Origin of the sequence: Sphingobacterium faecale, assembly GCF_016746095.1 — a bacterium.
In the GTDB taxonomy this organism is placed as follows: Bacteria; Bacteroidota; Bacteroidia; order Sphingobacteriales; family Sphingobacteriaceae; genus Sphingobacterium; species Sphingobacterium faecale.
The window spans coordinates 26,218-43,502 of the sequence record NZ_JAERTY010000011.1 but is presented as its reverse complement, the minus strand read 5'-3'; the positions used below and the strand labels follow the sequence as shown (position 1 = coordinate 43,502).

At 44.7% G+C, this 17,285-nt stretch carries 12 protein-coding genes; 6 read left to right on the top strand and 6 right to left on the bottom strand.

The window, feature by feature from the left end; all coding sequences use genetic code 11:
• Window positions 1-31 precede the first annotated feature (31 nt).
• The 4 genes from JKG61_RS18910 to JKG61_RS18895 all read left to right on the top strand — a co-directional run bounded on the left by JKG61_RS18910 (window position 32) and on the right by JKG61_RS18895 (window position 5,480).
• Entirely contained in the window at window positions 32-1,930 is a 1,899-nt protein-coding gene (locus JKG61_RS18910) for a RagB/SusD family nutrient uptake outer membrane protein (protein WP_202104532.1), read from the top strand.
• Window positions 1,931-1,973: 43 nt separating this feature from the next.
• Window positions 1,974-3,170: a DUF4959 domain-containing protein gene (locus tag JKG61_RS18905; RefSeq protein ID WP_202104531.1), complete on the top strand. Its 1,197-nt coding sequence runs from the start codon at window positions 1,974-1,976 to the stop codon at window positions 3,168-3,170.
• A gap of 27 nt (window positions 3,171-3,197) precedes the next feature.
• A complete protein-coding gene (locus tag JKG61_RS18900) occupies window positions 3,198-3,878 on the top strand; it encodes a DUF4998 domain-containing protein (protein ID WP_202104530.1) in 681 nt (226 codons plus the stop codon).
• A gap of 132 nt (window positions 3,879-4,010) precedes the next feature.
• Window positions 4,011-5,480: a glycine--tRNA ligase gene (locus tag JKG61_RS18895; RefSeq protein WP_202104529.1), complete on the top strand. Its 1,470-nt coding sequence runs from the start codon at window positions 4,011-4,013 to the stop codon at window positions 5,478-5,480.
• 90 nt (window positions 5,481-5,570) lie between these two features.
• Here the strand turns inward: JKG61_RS18895 and JKG61_RS18890 are convergent, their stop codons facing one another.
• The 5 genes from JKG61_RS18890 to JKG61_RS18870 form a co-directional block, all read right to left on the bottom strand.
• Window positions 5,571-6,860, bottom strand: a complete 1,290-nt coding sequence (locus JKG61_RS18890; protein ID WP_202104528.1) for a thioredoxin family protein — start codon at window positions 6,858-6,860, stop codon at window positions 5,571-5,573.
• A 46-nt stretch (window positions 6,861-6,906) separates the two neighbouring features.
• A complete protein-coding gene (locus tag JKG61_RS18885) occupies window positions 6,907-8,352 on the bottom strand; it encodes a RagB/SusD family nutrient uptake outer membrane protein (RefSeq protein WP_202104527.1) in 1,446 nt (481 codons plus the stop codon).
• Window positions 8,353-8,364: 12 nt separating this feature from the next.
• Window positions 8,365-11,847 (bottom strand): SusC/RagA family TonB-linked outer membrane protein, encoded by a 3,483-nt coding sequence (locus tag JKG61_RS18880; protein WP_202104526.1) that lies wholly within the window; start codon window positions 11,845-11,847, stop codon window positions 8,365-8,367.
• Window positions 11,848-12,057: 210 nt separating this feature from the next.
• On the bottom strand, window positions 12,058-13,221 hold the full coding sequence (locus JKG61_RS18875; RefSeq protein ID WP_202104525.1) for a FecR family protein: 1,164 nt from the start codon (window positions 13,219-13,221) through the stop codon (window positions 12,058-12,060).
• A gap of 84 nt (window positions 13,222-13,305) precedes the next feature.
• On the bottom strand, window positions 13,306-13,902 hold the full coding sequence (locus JKG61_RS18870; RefSeq protein ID WP_202104524.1) for an RNA polymerase sigma factor: 597 nt from the start codon (window positions 13,900-13,902) through the stop codon (window positions 13,306-13,308).
• A 206-nt stretch (window positions 13,903-14,108) separates the two neighbouring features.
• Here JKG61_RS18870 and rpsU point away from each other — a divergent pair, with 206 nt between their 5' ends.
• Entirely contained in the window at window positions 14,109-14,300 is a 192-nt protein-coding gene (gene rpsU / locus JKG61_RS18865; RefSeq protein WP_021071243.1) for a 30S ribosomal protein S21, read from the top strand.
• A gap of 41 nt (window positions 14,301-14,341) precedes the next feature.
• Here rpsU and JKG61_RS18860 read toward each other — a convergent pair whose 3' ends face one another.
• Window positions 14,342-15,046 carry a LytR/AlgR family response regulator transcription factor gene (locus JKG61_RS18860; RefSeq protein ID WP_202104523.1) on the bottom strand — a complete coding sequence of 235 codons (705 nt, stop codon included), beginning with the start codon at window positions 15,044-15,046 and terminating at the stop codon, window positions 14,342-14,344.
• 116 nt (window positions 15,047-15,162) lie between these two features.
• On the opposite strand from JKG61_RS18860, the gene JKG61_RS18855 reads away from it, so the two are divergent.
• The gene (locus JKG61_RS18855; protein WP_202104522.1) at window positions 15,163-17,253 is read left to right on the top strand and encodes a WG repeat-containing protein; all 2,091 of its coding nucleotides are present in this window, start codon (window positions 15,163-15,165) and stop codon (window positions 17,251-17,253) included.
• Window positions 17,254-17,285: the final 32 nt, after the last annotated feature.

The following is a 17,285-nucleotide window of genomic DNA, read 5'->3' as shown; positions in this document are numbered from 1 at the left end:
ATCCAATATTTTTATAGTTATACAACCCATTATGAACAGATTATTAAAAAATACAATCCTAACGATATTCATGGCAGGTAGTCTATCCTCCTGCAATAAATTCATCGATGTCATCCCGGACAATGTGGCTGATGTAGAGATGGCATTTAACTTACGTGCTACTGCCGAAAGATACTTATTCACCTGCTATTCTTTTTTACCCAAACATGGTGATGTGTGGTTTAATCCCCAATTTCTCGCGGGCAACGAGGTGGCCTATTCCTATTCCTGGCTAGACATGGACGACCCACGGACACCGTTCTCCATCGCCTTGGGCCTCCAAAACCCCAGCACCCCGCTCGCCGACACCTGGAACGACAGGCTATTTGTAGGTATACGGGAATGCAACGTTTTTCTCGAGCATATCCATCGTGTCCCGGATATGACGGAAATAGACCGTCAACGCTGGATCTCCGAAGTGAAGTTCCTGAAGGCCTATTATCATTTTTATTTATTACGGATGTATGGCCCTATTCCTCTAATTGACAAAAACCTTCCACTGGGAGCAACCGAAGAGCAAGTGCGCATACATCGCAGACCTATCGACGAATGTTTCAACTACATTACTACACTTATCGACGAGGCCACCCAGGGACTCCCTGATGTTATTGAACAACATATCACCGAAGACGGACGGCTTACCCAGGCTATTGCAAAGGCTATGAAAGCCTATATCCTCGTGACAGCTGCCAGTCCATTGTTCAACGGTAATAATGATTATGTCAATTTTAGAAACAATCTTGGCGAACAGCTTTTCAATCCGACATACAGCAAGCAGAAATGGGACATGGCCAAACAAGCGGCCAGAGATGCAATTGACTTTGCCGAACAGCATGGCATTAAACTGTATCGATTCAGAGCCGAAGAAATCCCTAACCGGACGTTGAAGCCCAGCACGCACCTCGAAATGAACATCCGTAATGCGACCACCAAAGCATGGAACGAGGAACTCATCTGGGGCGATCCCAACTCCATACCTACAGCTTCCACCTATGCTTACTTTGTGCCACGCCTATCTCCGGAGATGACCAATAACAGCACCAATGGCTCCTACGCACCGACGATCAACCTGGCACTCGATTTTTACTCCAGGCGCGGAGTTCCGATCGAAGAGGATACCCAGTGGGAATATGACAAACGCTTCCAGACAAAAGTAGCCTCGGCCAATGAGATTGATTACATGCAGGTAGGTTATGAGACAGCGGTACTCAACTTTGACCGGGAGCCCCGTTTCTATGCAAATTTAGGTTTCGATGGGGGAAAATGGTATGGACATGACAAGATGGACGACAACAACCCCAATGTCGTACGTGCTAAAAAAGGAGAAGCCAGTGCCAGTACGAATGTTAACCGTTATAACCTGACAGGTTATTTTGCTAAAAAACTGATTAACTATCAGGCCGTCATGGAGCAGAGTTTTTTTCAGCCTAACCCTTATCCTTGGCCAGTCATCCGCCTGGCAGACCTGTATCTGTTATATGCAGAAGCATCCAATGAGGCCGAGGGACCATCTGCGGATATCTACTCTTACCTCGATGCCATACGTGAACGCGCCGGCTTAGAGGGTGTCATCGTATCCTGGCAGAAGTACGCCCGCAATCCGAATAAACCATCAAGCAAAGAAGGATTACGCGAAATTATACGTCGGGAGCGAAAAATCGAACTGGCGCTGGAAGGGCACCGCTTCTGGGATCAGCGACGCTGGAAAACAGCTACACAAGAGCTCAATGCGCCCATCTACGCGTGGGATGTACAGCAATCGCTAACCGCGAGCTACTATCGTCCTACCGTGATTGTACAACGTCGGTTCCTGACCAAAGATTACTTATGGCCTATCAAACAGAGCAATCTAATCCAAAACCCCAACCTACTTCAAAATCCAGGTTGGTAAATAGATAGAAAAGCTATTAAAGCACATTTAAAACACGTCAAAAATGAAAACTTATCTATATAGTATTATCCTGGTGACCCTCGCTATCTTTTTTTCCTGTAAAGAAGAGCTGGCCAATCAGCCGATTTCGACAGGGAGCCAACCGGATCAGATTACCATTGTCTCGCAACAAGAGATAGCAGGTGGTTCTGAAATCACATTCAAAGCCCCCCAGAATAAGGACTTTACCTATGTCAAAGCTGTCTATACCGTAAAACCCGGAAAAGAAGTAACCATTACTTCGTCTCTGTATGAAGATAAAATTGTACTTCATGGTTTTACCAAAGAAGGGAGTTATCCTGTCCGCTTTTATGCTGTTTCGAAGGGTGAAGTACTGTCCGATCCGCTTGTTGTGAATGTCAATGTCGCCAAACCTTCTTTTCGCGATGTATTCGACAACCTCCATGTATTTGATGATTTCAGCGGTTTTACAGTTACTTTTGACAATCCATCCGAGCAAGATATTCGGATCACCGTACTGACCTACGACCCTTTGGTCCGGCGGTACGTCACAAGCTACACCCATTTCTCGGGCGATGTCAAAGGAAGCTTTCGTCGTGCAGGTTATAACCAACCGCAGGATTTTAAGTTTGTCGTGTCCGACCGTTGGGATAATCATTCCGACACCCTCACCCAGACGATCCATCCCCTGCAGGAATTTGAAATGGACAAAAGCAAGTTCGCAAGTTTTCCACTCCCCCCTTTCAACAACGCTTCATGGAACAGTAATACGGTATTCTCACGCATATTCGACGGTAGGATCGGTAACTTTTATTATGGAACTACCGGTTGGATGAGTAATGATAATGGTCCTATCGACTTTTCTATTGACATAGGTATAAAAGCAAAACTCAGTCGCATTAAGATGAATCATCCATGCAGTCCGAGCGGCAATTATTGGTATTCCGCATTCGTACGTTATGCTATGCGCGAATTTGAATTATACGGAAGCAACAATCCTAACCTTGACGGAAGCTGGGACAGTTGGGATAAGTTAGCAAATCTTGAATCTTTAAAGCCGGGAGGAATGTCAGCAGAAGAACTACGTAACTATGGCTGCGTATTAGGCGAGGATTTTTTCATACCTGGAGAAGCCGGTGGATATCGGTACTACCGAATCAAAGTATTCAACATGTGGGGAGGGTCTTCACAATTTACTGGAATAGACGAACTCACCTTTTACGGCGCCGAAGTCAATTAAATATAGAATTTCAAAAGCTATACAAAAATGAAAAAAACAGCAATATTTACAGTATTCGTGTATGTACTATTATGCTCCTGTACGCCCGAGGATTACTATTATAAAGACCTGGTCGAGAATAAAGACATCGTATACCCCGGCAAAATCACTGACCTCAGCTATTCCTCCGGCCACCATAGATTTGCAATGGATTTCACCCTTTCTAAAGACCAACAAGTCAACAAGATGATTATTTTCTGGAACAATAGGGCCGATTCCATTGCTATTTCTATCCAAGAAAACGAAATCGGTCAGGCCAAACAGATTATCGTAGAAGACATTCCCGAAGCCACCTATGACTTTGAAATATATACGCAGAATAAATATAATATCCGTTCTATCCCTACACGGACTACCGGTCGCGTGTATGGGGACGAATATATAGCTACGCTTCACAATCGTGTATTTTTGGATGGTGGGTTTGATCGGGGACGGGCCTGGCTGGAATGGATTCCCGAAGTACGCGAAGATTTTATTTACACCAAAATTACGTACGAAACCAAAGACGGAAAACAGCAGATTATCGAGATGCCCAAAGATACGGATTGGACTTATCTTGACAACTACAAAACCGGCACCAAGGTATACTTCCAAGCGGCATACCAGCCGCAGGAACAAACCCTAGATGTATATTATACCTCTTCGGATGGTATGATAGTTCCCGAATAATTAATAACCTTTCCAGGAGCGTGTCCAAAAGTCTAATAGCAACGTTTTATCAGACTTTTTGGGCACTTTCTTTTCCACCATAATCCCCTCAACTTTTGCTGCTTTCGTAACCTTTATCTATATTTGTTTATCATGAGTAAGCAAACAGACGATTTATTTAAAAATATAGTATCGCACGCCAAGGAATACGGCTTCGTATTCCAGTCGAGCGAGATCTATGATGGCCTTAGTGCTGTGTACGATTATGGTCAGCTAGGTGCTGAGTTAAAGAACAACCTAAAGACCTATTGGTGGAAATCCATGGTGCAGTTGAATGAAAATATAGTCGGTATAGATTCCGCTATCTTCATGCACCCTACCATCTGGAAAGCCTCTGGACACGTGGATGGGTTTAACGATCCGATGATCGACAATAAAGATTCTAAAAAGCGTTATCGTGCCGACCAACTTATTGAGGATAAAATCGACCGCTATGAAAAAGATGGCAAATCGGATAAGGCAGCACAGCTTCAAAAGGATCTGGATGATGCGCTTAATGCGGACGACCTGCCACGTCTTAAGACCATTATAGAAGAACATAATATTGTCTGCCCTGTTTCCGGGACCAAGAACTGGACCGAAGTCAGACAGTTCAACCTGATGTTTGCGACCCAAATGGGAGCGATGGCCGACGGTGCTGAGCAGGTATACCTGCGTCCGGAGACGGCACAGGGTATCTTTGTAAACTTTCTGAATGTCCAAAAAACGGGCCGGATGAAAATTCCTTTTGGTATCGCACAGATCGGTAAAGCTTTCCGTAACGAAGTCATTGCGCGCCAGTTCATCATGCGTATGCGTGAATTTGAGCAGATGGAGCTTCAGTTTTTCGTACGTCCCGGCACAGAGCTCGAATGGTACGAAAAATGGAAAGAAACCCGTTTAAAATGGCACTTAGCGCTAGGTTCCGATCCAGCCAAATACCGTTACCACGATCACGTAAAACTCGCACACTATGCCAATGCTGCTGTGGATATTGAGTATGATTTTCCTTTCGGCTTTAAAGAGGTGGAAGGTATCCACTCCCGTACGGATTTCGATCTAAAACAACATCAGGAGTTTTCGAAGAAAAAAATGCAATACTTCGATCCGGAGATCAACCAGAACTATATTCCTTACGTCGTCGAGACATCTGTAGGGTTAGACCGGTTATTCTTAACGGTGTTTGCAAACTCTTTAGTACACGAAGATCTGTCGACCGAAGACAAACAAGACTCCAGAGTGGTATTAAAGTTCCACCCTGCAATAGCTCCGGTCAAGGCTGCTATTTTTCCATTAACAAAGAAAGATGGGCTTCCGGAAAAGGCAAGGGAAATTATGAATAAGTTGAAATTGGATTTCAACATGCAATACGATGAGAAGGATGCTATCGGTAAGCGCTACCGTCGCCAGGATGCCATCGGTACGCCGTACTGTATCACCGTAGACCATCAGACACTGGAAGACAATACCGTAACGATCCGCCATCGGGACAGCATGGAACAAGAGCGCGTTGCTATCGATCAGCTCAGAAGCATTATCGGAGATCTGGTAAGCTGGAATAACTTATTGGATCAGCTCCAGTAAAGAACAGTCTTATTAGCTCTTCATTACCTATAAAAAACGCACTACCTAAATAGTGCGTTTTTCTTTTTAACTCTTATTTATCTTTTCAGATTAAGGATTATCAAACAAGGGTTTCCCCTCTTTCATTCTATCCAGCTTTCCCTGAAAAAGCGACTTCCGGTATTCATGCGCATCCGCTATGACTTTTTCCTGCACCTTTATGGCCTCTTCGGTACGTCCCACCTTATACAATAGACAAGCCTCTGTCTGTCTATTGATATAGTTATCTTCCTCCATATACACCCTAGGCATCCAGGTGAGCGCCTGTTCCAGCAGGTCCCGCTTGTCTACATGCCTCACCAGCAACCAAGAGAAGGTCTTCAGGCCATCGACAGGTGTATAGTCTACGTATTTTTTCATATACCGTGTCAACTCGTTCGCATACCTATCCCAGTCTTCCCGATTGGTGCTGTGCTGTACCTTGGCATAAGCGGTAAACATATCCGCATAATAAGGATATTTGACCTTCAGATTCTTCCTGAAAAGTTTCCAGTCGACTTTTTCAGCACTATATTGAGGTGACTTATAAAATTCCTCTTTCAATAGTACATCCATCACCAGCCGGTCAGCGTATCCTCGTTCCGTCAAGGCATCAATTTCCTTGCGGTGATCGATCAGCCATGAAAAGGACTTATAATCCGATTCTCTATTAAAAGCTTTAGCAAAAGCCAGTATATTATGATCCACCTGATTCCCTACGATGTCAAAATAAACCGCACTATACTGCTTTACACGGTCCCAGTCATACTTTTTAGCGGCCAGCTCAGTCATTGTTCTAACGGTTGCCGTATCCGGAGCCGCCAGACTTTCAAAGGCTTTTACACGCGTGTAATATTGGGTCTCCGGATGTATACCTTCGGCGATACGGGCTAAAAATTCGGGAATAGGATCACCTGCCCCAGTCATCACATGCATTAATTCCCCCTTGCTATTCAAAAAAAAGAAAGTCGGGAATACGCGGATATCAAAGACCGACTTCAGACTATCGGCCAGCGCATAGCGGCTCTTCGTATAGGCATCGTCCGTATCTTTGCGGTCCATCTGTATTTTAAAATTCACAAAGTGTTTATTAAAAAAGTCTCCCACTTCCTTCACCGGATACACATTAGCTTCCAAATGCTTACAGGGTGCACACCAAGTCGTATACACTTCAAAGAGCACCATTTTCTGCTCTGCCTCGGCCTTCTTAAACAATTCACTCCAAGTCAGGTCTTTCTCAAACCGTACACCTTCATTGCCGCTGCTGTCCAACGGCTGTTGGGCATATCCAGAAGAAAACAATATCCACAGGGGACCCATTGCACAAAAGACGAATCTTATACATTTTAACAATATATTCATAGGTGTATTACTTTTTCTTTAATGGTCATTTCATTTTATTCTTTTATTAATCGTTTTGTGGCATGCCCGGATTTTCCAGCATCATTTTCAAGGGCAGGCGCATCGTTAATCTTTGTTTACGCAAAGGATATTCCTTGGATACGGTACCATCCGCATTATAAAGCACATGCTTATAATTTGCTATCTCCGGGAATAAGGGATCTACGCTCAACCGGCGTATCGTAAACCAGCGGTCTCCTATGCCCAGAAACTCCAGCTTACGCTCTTTAATAATTTCGTGCAGAAGCTCCTTTTGCCCGATCCCCGTTGCGACATTAGCCTGCTGGGCATCCATTCGGTTTTTTCTAAAATCGACCAACAATCCGGCTCCTTTCTCCAGCTTATTTTCGCGGGTATACACCTCGGCCAGCAACAAATTGACATCCGAAATATTAGCGCCGAAAAAGAAACTATTCGTCCTTCCAAAAATACGGGCCATACCATTTGCAAATGGCTTTGTCTGTGCATAGTTGGTATAGGTCAGAAATACTCTGCGCAGATCCGACGGCGTATATTCATCGATCACTGCTTTAGGAATATAATAAGAGGCCGAGAAAAAAATCAGATTAGTCGATATGCTGAAAGGCATGACATGCATTCCTTCTTTAAAATTGTTCGCATCGACAACTGTAGGGCCAAACAATCCGGGTGCATACGCGCCACCTGCTTTGGTTTCGACATGATAGTCAAATAGGCCGACCGGGATAGATGCATTCTTGGCACCTTCCAGCGCAGCTTCCAGATAAGGCCTTGCCTCGGCGTAGCGGCCGCGGTAGACCAGTACCCTTCCCAGGTAGGCATTGGCGGCAGCAGCCGACATCCTATACCGGTGCGAGATCTTTCCCGGCAGATCGGTCAGGGATGCTTTCAACTCATCACAGACAAAATCATAGACCTGAGCGACCGTGTGCCGTTCAAAATCCTTACGGGTCAGATCATAGGTATCAATGATGGGAAAGCCCAGATCAGTCGCCGCAGTAGCTTCATTGTAGGGCTGTCCATACAGATTAACCAGATAAAAGTGTAAAAGCGCACGCGATGCCCTTGCCTCCGCCAATAATCCTCTTTTTTCCGCTTCTGTGCCTCCTTTAGAATCCATGACCTCATGCACGATCTTGTTCATACTGTATATGGACTTCAGCCATATACTGATCATATTAGGCGTCTCATCTTCGTCGTAGAGATCATCTGCAAATGTAAAGAGCCGTTGTGCCAATACACTATTGGACGTATAGGTCGGCAACAGACTACAGACATCATCTGCCAGATAGAGCGTCGACTCGGCCGAAGCACTGAGCATCATATTATTGTACAGGGCATTGTAATCACTTGTTTTCTCGGCGATGAGACTTCCTTTCGGTGTTATTTCTAAGAATTCTCTTTTGCAGGATATACATCCCAGCGCTCCTGCTACAAGGAGTATATATAGTATACTATTATTTTTCAGTTTCATAACCAGCTTTCATTAAAAATTAGCACGTAGCGCGATCGATACCGTATTCCGGTTGGTAGGCGTACCGCCCATAATTTCCGGATCTATGTGGGCCTTATTGGCTTTCCACAGCATCACGTTATGCATCTGCGCCCGGAATGATATTTTTTCCATTTTAGCCTTGGTGATCAGCTCCTGTGGAAGTTCGTAAGAGAACCCGATATCCCGGATTTTGACAAATGAAGCATTCAGCACGTTTGAGGTGCCCATACGGTAGTAGTCCACATTTCTTCTGCTGCTATTTATGCTATTCGAAGGGACATGCGATGGGATATCCGTATGGCGTTCATCACCAGGATTTTTCCATCTATTTTCAAATTCTACCGGTATATTCGTTGTAAAGCGGGCACTGCTAAACGGTATCACTACAGGCCTACGGAAGACATGTCCAAAATTATACACGGCGTGCACATCAAAGCCAAATTGCTTATACCTTATTCTATTAGAAAATCCCCCATTCCATACCGGCTGGGTAGTTCCTTTAAACACCACATCGTCTACCGTCGTCGGCACCCGGTCACTTGTCCGCTCCCCATTCGCCAACTGTATGATCGGATCGCCCAATTCATTAAGTCCCTGATAGTTGTAAGCAAATACAGCATAGGTCGGATATCCGGCTCTAAACATCGCTGTACTCGAGGTACCATTGTCCTCGATGCGTATTAATTTGTTTTTGTTGTAAGACATTACCAGCATGGTATTCCAGCTAAAATCCGGCGTACTGATATTACGCGAATTCAGCGCCATTTCAAACCCCTTATTATCCATATCCCCCAGGTTTCCGGTGGTACTACTTTGCCCGGTCAGCATATTCACCGGATAGATACCGATCAGCCCGGTCGTCTTCTTATCGTAATAATCCAGCGATCCCGACAACACCTGATTGAACAATTCAAAATCCACACCGATATTACGGGTAGATGTCGACTCCCATGTCAGTCCAGGGTTGCCCGGTACTACCACCTCCAATACCAGTCCACCGGGTGCCTCATTCCAGTGTTCACCTGCGAGTATATCGTATGAGGCAGCCGTACCCGGCGCTGGTGAATTGCCCGACAAGCCATAAGTCATCCGCAACGAAAGGCTGTTTATCGCCCTCACATCCGTCATAAAGGCTTCTTTAGAGATATTCCATTTACCGCCCACACTCCATATCGCTCTATTCTGGGCAGCCTTATCTTTACCAAATAGATTGGACTCATCTTTACGCAATGTACCATTCCATACATAGCGGTTTTTATAAGCATAGCTCGCATTACCGTAGTAGGATACAAATCTGGTCTGATTATCTTCCTGACGAAAAGGTCTATCGTCATTGCTGAGCGATATCCTACCAAAATAACCGCCGGCTATTCCCTCCGAGCTCAGTAAAGCCGGATAGTCGACGGTAGCATAGGTCAGTGTCTGGGGATTATAGCCAAACAGGCGCGAGCGTTCGCTGATCCCGCGCTGTTCCTGGGCCTCCTGTCCCAACAGCGCACTTACCGCATGATCGCCAAATTCCTTTTGGTACTGCAACTGATTGCGCACCGTCCATTGTTGTGCATCCCTATTATTGAGGGTATATATACTGCCTTCCTTCGGTATATAGCGTACGACCTCCCCACCGGCCTGCTTAGGTGGTGCGGTCATAGTCGCCGCCTTATAGCGTGTCGTAAAGCTTTCTTCCATTTCTTCCGAGTGGCTGCGGTCGTGCCCATACACAAAGCCGTATAGCCCTTCAAAGCTTAGTCCATCCCAGATATTGATATTCAGACCACCCAAAGTACGTGCGAGGGCCTGTCTGCTGCTCGAATAACCATGGTCATACTCTTCGATCGGGTTATAGCGCAGACCGATACCCGTCTGTTCTTCCCGCAGCTGCCGGATATCTTCATTGGCAAATTTCAGGTAGTTCAGATCCAAGGGGTTGCCCTGTCCGTCACGGAATAGCTGATAAGGTAAATAATTGCTACCCGTTCCAAACGGACGTTTGCTTTGGTTTCTTCCCATGGATAGGTCCGTAATCAGGTGAAACCTGACGCGTTTACCCGGCGCAAAGTCCTGACGGATATTCAGCTTGTAGCGATCGTTGAGCTCACCCACGGTATTAGATACCGTATTGGTATACGTAGCCGATCCATACCAACGGTACCGTTCGGTGCCGTTACTTAACGACACAAACTGATTGGTGAGCAAGCTATTACGCACCCATAGATCGTTAATCTGGCTTCTGTTATTTATAGCGCCCAGGCTATCCAGTTTTACCTGGGTCTCCTGCTCGCTCAACAGCCCTCTTTCGCGGTCATACAAGACCAGCTCATGCGGCATCAGGTAATAATCCTGGCTCATCGTCGCCCATGGATTCGTAACCGGATCGAACACCTCTTCAGCTGTTTTTACAAACTGTGCACTGCTCATCATGCGGTTATATTTATAATCGGGTCTCCCCTGAAAATTCACATAACCGTTATATTCGACTTTCATTTTGCCCGAGGCCGTACCGCTTTTGGTGGTAATCACGATCACCCCATTGGCCGCCCTTGCTCCCCATATAGAAGCTGCTGTTGCATCCTTCAGCACGGTTACGTCTTCCACATCCTGTACATTCAGCGCACTGATATCATCGAGAGGCAGACCATCGACCACGACCAGCGGACTACGGTTGGCATTGATCGAGGTGAGCCCTCTGATCAGCACCGGATCTGCTCCGGGAGCCCCATTGACCGTCAGTCCGGGTACCAGACCATCGAGCTGTCTCAATATATCAGTCGAGTAGTTACGGTCTTTCATAATCGCTACCGAGGCCCTTCCAAAGGATCCCGAGCTCCTATCTTTTGGCAGCCGCTGATAGCCCGTATTGACCACCACCGAGACCTCATTGACCTCTTCGGATACGGCTATCAGTTTGACATCCCCCAGGTCATACTTCGCGCGTATACGTTGCGCGGCATGGCCCAGGTAAGAAATCTCCAGCAGGGCACCTTCGTTATCTCCAGGCAGGACAAATCCGCCATCACTATCGGACTGCCATTGCCGTCCGGTACGGGCGCCCTGTGCATCCAGGACATAAATGGTAGCACCTACCAAAGGCTGTCCCTGTGTATTGACCACCCGTCCACGTATCTTCTGTTGGAGCAGATCCCCCGTTTCCATAAGACGTGGGTTATCCTTTCCCTGAGGTACACGGGGAGATAGAATAATAGATTTCCCTACGATATCGTAGTTAATTTCTTGCTTTTGCAAGATCAGTTCCAAGGCCTCTTCGAGCTTTCTATTCTCAATCTTTACGGTCACCGCTTTCGCCTTTTCCATTACATCCTGGCGAAAGACAAAGTTGTAACCGCTCTGTTTCCGGACTTCGGTCATCACCTGCTGTAGCGATGCCTGTCTGACGGATAGATTGATATATTGTGCGCGGATATCTGCTTTGGATTGCATCATAAAAAGAAGCAGCATTGCAAAAATGATCTTCATGCGGACAATGAGTTGACAAACTCTCCTGTTGCATAAAAAAGAGCTTATCAACCCCTTTTTATGGACATAAAAGTTATTATTCATACATTTGTTAATGTTTGGTTAGTATACTAGATTAATTCATTCAGCGATATTATCTTATAGCGGCCAGACATCGACCGGGGGTGTTGCTAGCACTTCCGGTTTCATCCTATAGGCCAGTTCCTCTATTTATTTTCTTTTGATCACCAGCCTCCTTTCTTCTATTTTAAACCGGACATCGGTCGCCGTTTCGAGCAGGTGCACGACTTCAGACAGTTTCGTGTTCCGATCGATTTCCCCAAATACCTTCACTTCAGGGATGCCTTGGGTCGGCACCTCAATATCGTACCAACGTGCCAGCTGTGGCAACACCGTGGCCAATGGTATATCGTGAAATATAAACAAGCCGTTTTTCCAGCCCGTATAAGCTTCGATATTCACCTCCCGCAGTTCCTTCCTACCCTTATCTACCGCCAGTTGCTGTCCCGGTAGCAGTGTAACCTTAGACTGCCCGTCCACATGCACCTCCACACGCCCCGATACCAGGGTGGTCTGTACCTCCTCTGCCGGGTAACTGTGTACAACAAATGTGGTACCCAGCACCTTCACTTCCTGTCCTTTGCTACGCACTATAAAAGGTCTTGCTGCATCATAATGCACATTAAAATAAGCCTCTCCTTCTACCTCCACCAAGCGCGTATTGCCCGAAAACGAAAGCGGGTAGGTGAGCTTCGAATCGGCGTTAAGCCACACTTCACTTCCATCCGCCAGGTCTACCTTATATTCGCCTCCCCGCGGTGCATACACCGTCGCTTGCAGGTCCGCAAGGCGTGCTGTTACTGCGGCTCCACTTCCATAATAAATCTGATTATCAGTAGTTTTTATCCCGCCCTCGAGTGTATCCAACTCGTAGCTACTGCCATCGGACAGCACCAAAGATGCCTTCCTGGTCCCGGGGAGTACATCAGCAGCAACGGACACCTCCTCTACATGCCCGTTTTCATTCCCTTTATACAGCACATACCAAAATCCCATTCCGACCAATAACAGCATAACCGCCACCGCGCTCACGCGTGCCATCCAAAGCCGCCTTACCCGCGCTGTTTGGTTGGGCGCAAAAAGCACCGTCTCCAGGTAAGCGTCCGTCTCTTTGACAATTTTTGCGGCACGTGCCTGCGTTTTTACCGAAGCCTGGTCGGACGACAGCAATGCACGGCCTATCGCCTCCGTTAGCGGCGATCCGGTACCGTGCGTCTCCAAATAATCCAAGAGTTCCTGCAGCTCATTCGCATTACATTCCCCCTCCAGAAACCGGAGATACATCTGTTCTATTTCTTTCTCTGTTCTTTCCATCGCTGGTATATTGGTCCGTCTTTACCCTATATACGCTCCCCGGAAAAAAAGTATCCATAAGAAAGTAGAAAAAAATTAAAAAGATTATAAGGTCATCATCAGTCCTATCAGCAGTGCACGCAAATAAAAGGGAGACTGTATCAGTTGCGCTTTAACAAACCGATGGGCATAGTGGATATGCTTATTGACCGTAGAAGCCGAGATCTGCATGATCTCGCTGATTTCCTGATGGGATTTTTCTTCGATTTTGTGCAAGACATAGGCTCGTCGCTGCTGTTCGGGCAGCTTCTGTAGCAGTGCATGGAGCATCGCGGCATTCTCCTTTTTATCCAGTTGTTCTTCCACATGAGAGTACCAGCCTTCCTCCTGCAGCATCAGCGCCTGCAGCGATTTATCCCGTGCAGCCTTACGGTAATAGTCCACGACCAGGTTCTGAGCGATCCGGTAGAGGTAAGCCTTAAAAGAAAGCTGGGGATCTATAGTCTCCCTGTTATTCCATACCCGTATAAAAAGCTCCTGCAGTACATCCTTGGCCAATTCATCGTCCCGCAGCACCCGTACCAGACTGTTCGCCAGGCCCATTTTAAAATGATCATACAACCGCTTAAACGCGCGTTGGTCTCCCTCCCGTAATTTAGACAGCAGCACAGGTTCGTTATATTCATGTCCGGTCGATCCCACGATTTGAATAAATGGTTGTTGTGTACGAATATTAAAATATTCAGGTTTTTGTTAAATATAGGCTAAAGATACAGCTATAACTTATAAAAACGCATTATTCTCTAGTGCGTTTTTCATTTTTATCCTATCCAATTTGTTAAAGCCATTTAAAAAGGGTACATTCCCTACTTATCATTTAAAGCGAAAGAAAGGAGGTATATTAGGAAATGATTATTGTACATGTAAAAGAAGGAGAATCTTTGGACCGCGCATTAAAACGCTTAAAGAAGAAGTTCAACAATACCGGGGTAATAAAAGAGCTACGTGAGCGCCAGGCTTACGTCAAGAAATCTGTAGCCAAACGGACACAGCGCAAAAAAGCTATTTATAAACAAGCTATGGCCCAAGAGAACATATAAGTTCTGTTAGCAAAATAGAGAGTCGATGACTCTCTATTTTTTCATTCTACGGCGACCAGCCGCTTCAAAAACGCCTTTCTAAAATTATTGCCGATTTTCAGCATCACTCCATTCTTCAGGGTCACCACATCCGCATCCACGTCACGGATATAGTCGATATGTACCGCATAAGACTGCTCTATACGGCAGAATCTACAAGCCGGCAACAGCTGCAATAACCTGCGCATCGACCGGTGCACCAAGTGATAGCTGTCCTTTTCGTAGAATATCTTTACATAATTGCCCAGACACTCCAGGTATTGTATAGCTGCTATATCGATGCTGACCAGTATCCCTTTCATCGACTCCCGGACAAAGATGTAGGGCATCGTTTTTTGCCGGGCCGCCAGCACTGCCCTAGCCTTGTAGATCGCTTCCATAAAATGGGAGTATGCCATCGGTTCCAGCAAAAAATCGACCGCATGTACGCGATAAGCCTCCGCCGCCTGGGCCGGATCATTACCGATACAGATCAGCGTACCGTATCTGTGCAGTTGTTTTACAGCAGGCCATAGCGATTCAGGCGCCTCCGGCAAAGCCACAAAAATAATATCGGTTACAATTTCCCTATTACCCAGCTTACGCAACGCGGTATATACATCCGGTAGTCGCTGCACTTCGGCGATCCCTTCCATACAGGCGATATACTGCTGCAGTACGACAGCAGCACTACAATCCGGATATATCAACAAACAGTTCAAGATCATGGCACATCCTTTACCTATTATTACGCTCCGCCCTATATAAGTATGACCGTACGCAGGCCTCATACTACCTGGCACCGCAAAATCACCACCTCTGGCACCGACTTATAATCCGGTCTATGCTCTTCAAAGCGTCATCAGTTTATAGTGAAAATCTTAGTCCGTTACTCAAAAAACATCCTACCGTTCAGAAAGATATTAGCAACGAATTTACGGAAAAAGCCAAAACCGATAGGCTGATCGAAATTGATTTCATAACTAAAAGACAAATGAAAAAAATTAAGCTATATTTGTTTAAATCAAAAACTTATGACAAGATGATTAGAAACCTAACAGCGATATTATTCCTACTATTCGTTATTCCTGTATATACATTTTCTCAAGTTCCGAACGGATTAAAAGGGAAATGGCAAGGTAAATTAATTATGACAAAAGGAGATAAAACTTTTGAAGGAGATATGATGATTGGATTAGGAAATTGGGAAGCCGCTAACGCCTCACAAGTCGAGTTTTATTTAAGAAATTTCACCGATAAAAAACAGAAATATTTCAAATACGTCGATGTTAAGTACAAAAGCAATGAAGATATAGGATTCTTTTTAACTGATGTTTTTCCGACGGATGAGAATTTGAGTTTAACAAGTGGTGAATTTGACTTTCACCTTTTGCAGTTGGGTGAGGATATTATTCTGGCAGGAAAATACAGTGCTATGGAAGAAGGTTCCTTAATACAAGCACACTTTAGTCTTGTAAAAAAGAAAATATATGATAAATTAGCTGCTAATAATCCTGGTTTAATTGTGCTAAAGCAGCACAATTTAGCTGTGGTCAATTTCTATAATAAACAGCAACCGACCGATACCCCTCAAACAAATAACACAACTGTATTAGCAAACAATCCGCAAAGAAGTGAAAATCTAAACGACGATAAAAGTATAAGAATAGTTGAAAACATAAAAATGCTAGATGCAGATCAGTTATTTAACTTCAGTGACGGCTATGCCGTCATCACAAAAGGCTCCTCTCATGCACTGATTAATGCGACGGGCGATCTAGTTATCCCTTACAATAAATATGTTTTTAGCTATGCGGAAAACTGTGATCCAGGTGCTTTTGACTACAATTTACCCATCAAAGGGTCCTCTTGGGATACCTATGGATTCAAAAATGGCTTATTAGTAGCCAAAGATATTCAAACAGGAAAATACGGTGTATTAAATACAAAACTGGAGATTGTAGCACCATTTACGTATGATCATTTAAGCGGTTGTAGTGGACATAAAGTTGTAAGCAAGAATAAAAGAGTCGAGTACCTAACCTATACACGAAATTTAACACGATATGAGATCGAGATGCTATTTAATGAAGTAGATCATCCGGATAATCTATATAAAATAAAAACAGTTAAAGTAGCCTCAGCAGTACATCAAGTGTTGAATGGTTATTCCGATAAGGCAGGAAATATTAAGATAGAACCGAAATATCCTGAAGCTGGCGTATTCAACGAAGGCCTAGCTCCGGTTGCGAAGTATGATGAGTTTGGTAAATTAAAATGGGGATTTATTAACACCAAAGGCGAACTGGTCATTGAACATAAATTTAGCAATAGGCCTTCTGTTTTCAGCGAAGGTTTAGCACTAGTCCGACCTTTAAGTCAAAATCAGTTTGATTATGTCTATATAGACAAAACTGGAAAAGAAGTAATTTATATACGAAAAGATGAAAAGTGCACTTATACGCCACAGTTAATGAACCATCGGAGAACTGTAAGTTCTTTTGTTTATGACGATTATATCCATCTTCAGGAGCGCAGTTTCTTTAGAGGAGGAGTTGCTTTCTGGTCTCAATCTTGTTATCCCAAAAAGTCAAGGTTAATGATTTTAAACAAAGATGGAAAAATGTACTGCTTTGATGAAAAGTTGGCAGAGAACAGTCAAGTCCGTTTTTATGTCAACAATTCAGACGTCATTAATAACCTCATGAAGATTATCGTAGACTACGGAAAGGAAGAAAGGATTGTAAATCTACAGGGAGAAACAATTGTTTGCACATCAAATAAAACGGGACAAACAGGAACAATTCATGGCCTATTTGACCCTATATCTAACTTAACTTTAGCAACAATAAAAAACAACAATATCACGAAACGAGGATATATCAATCAAAAAGGAGAGATGATCATGACCGTCAAAGAAAAAGATCTTTGGTAAAATCATTCAGAATCAATAGTTGTGATCAAATA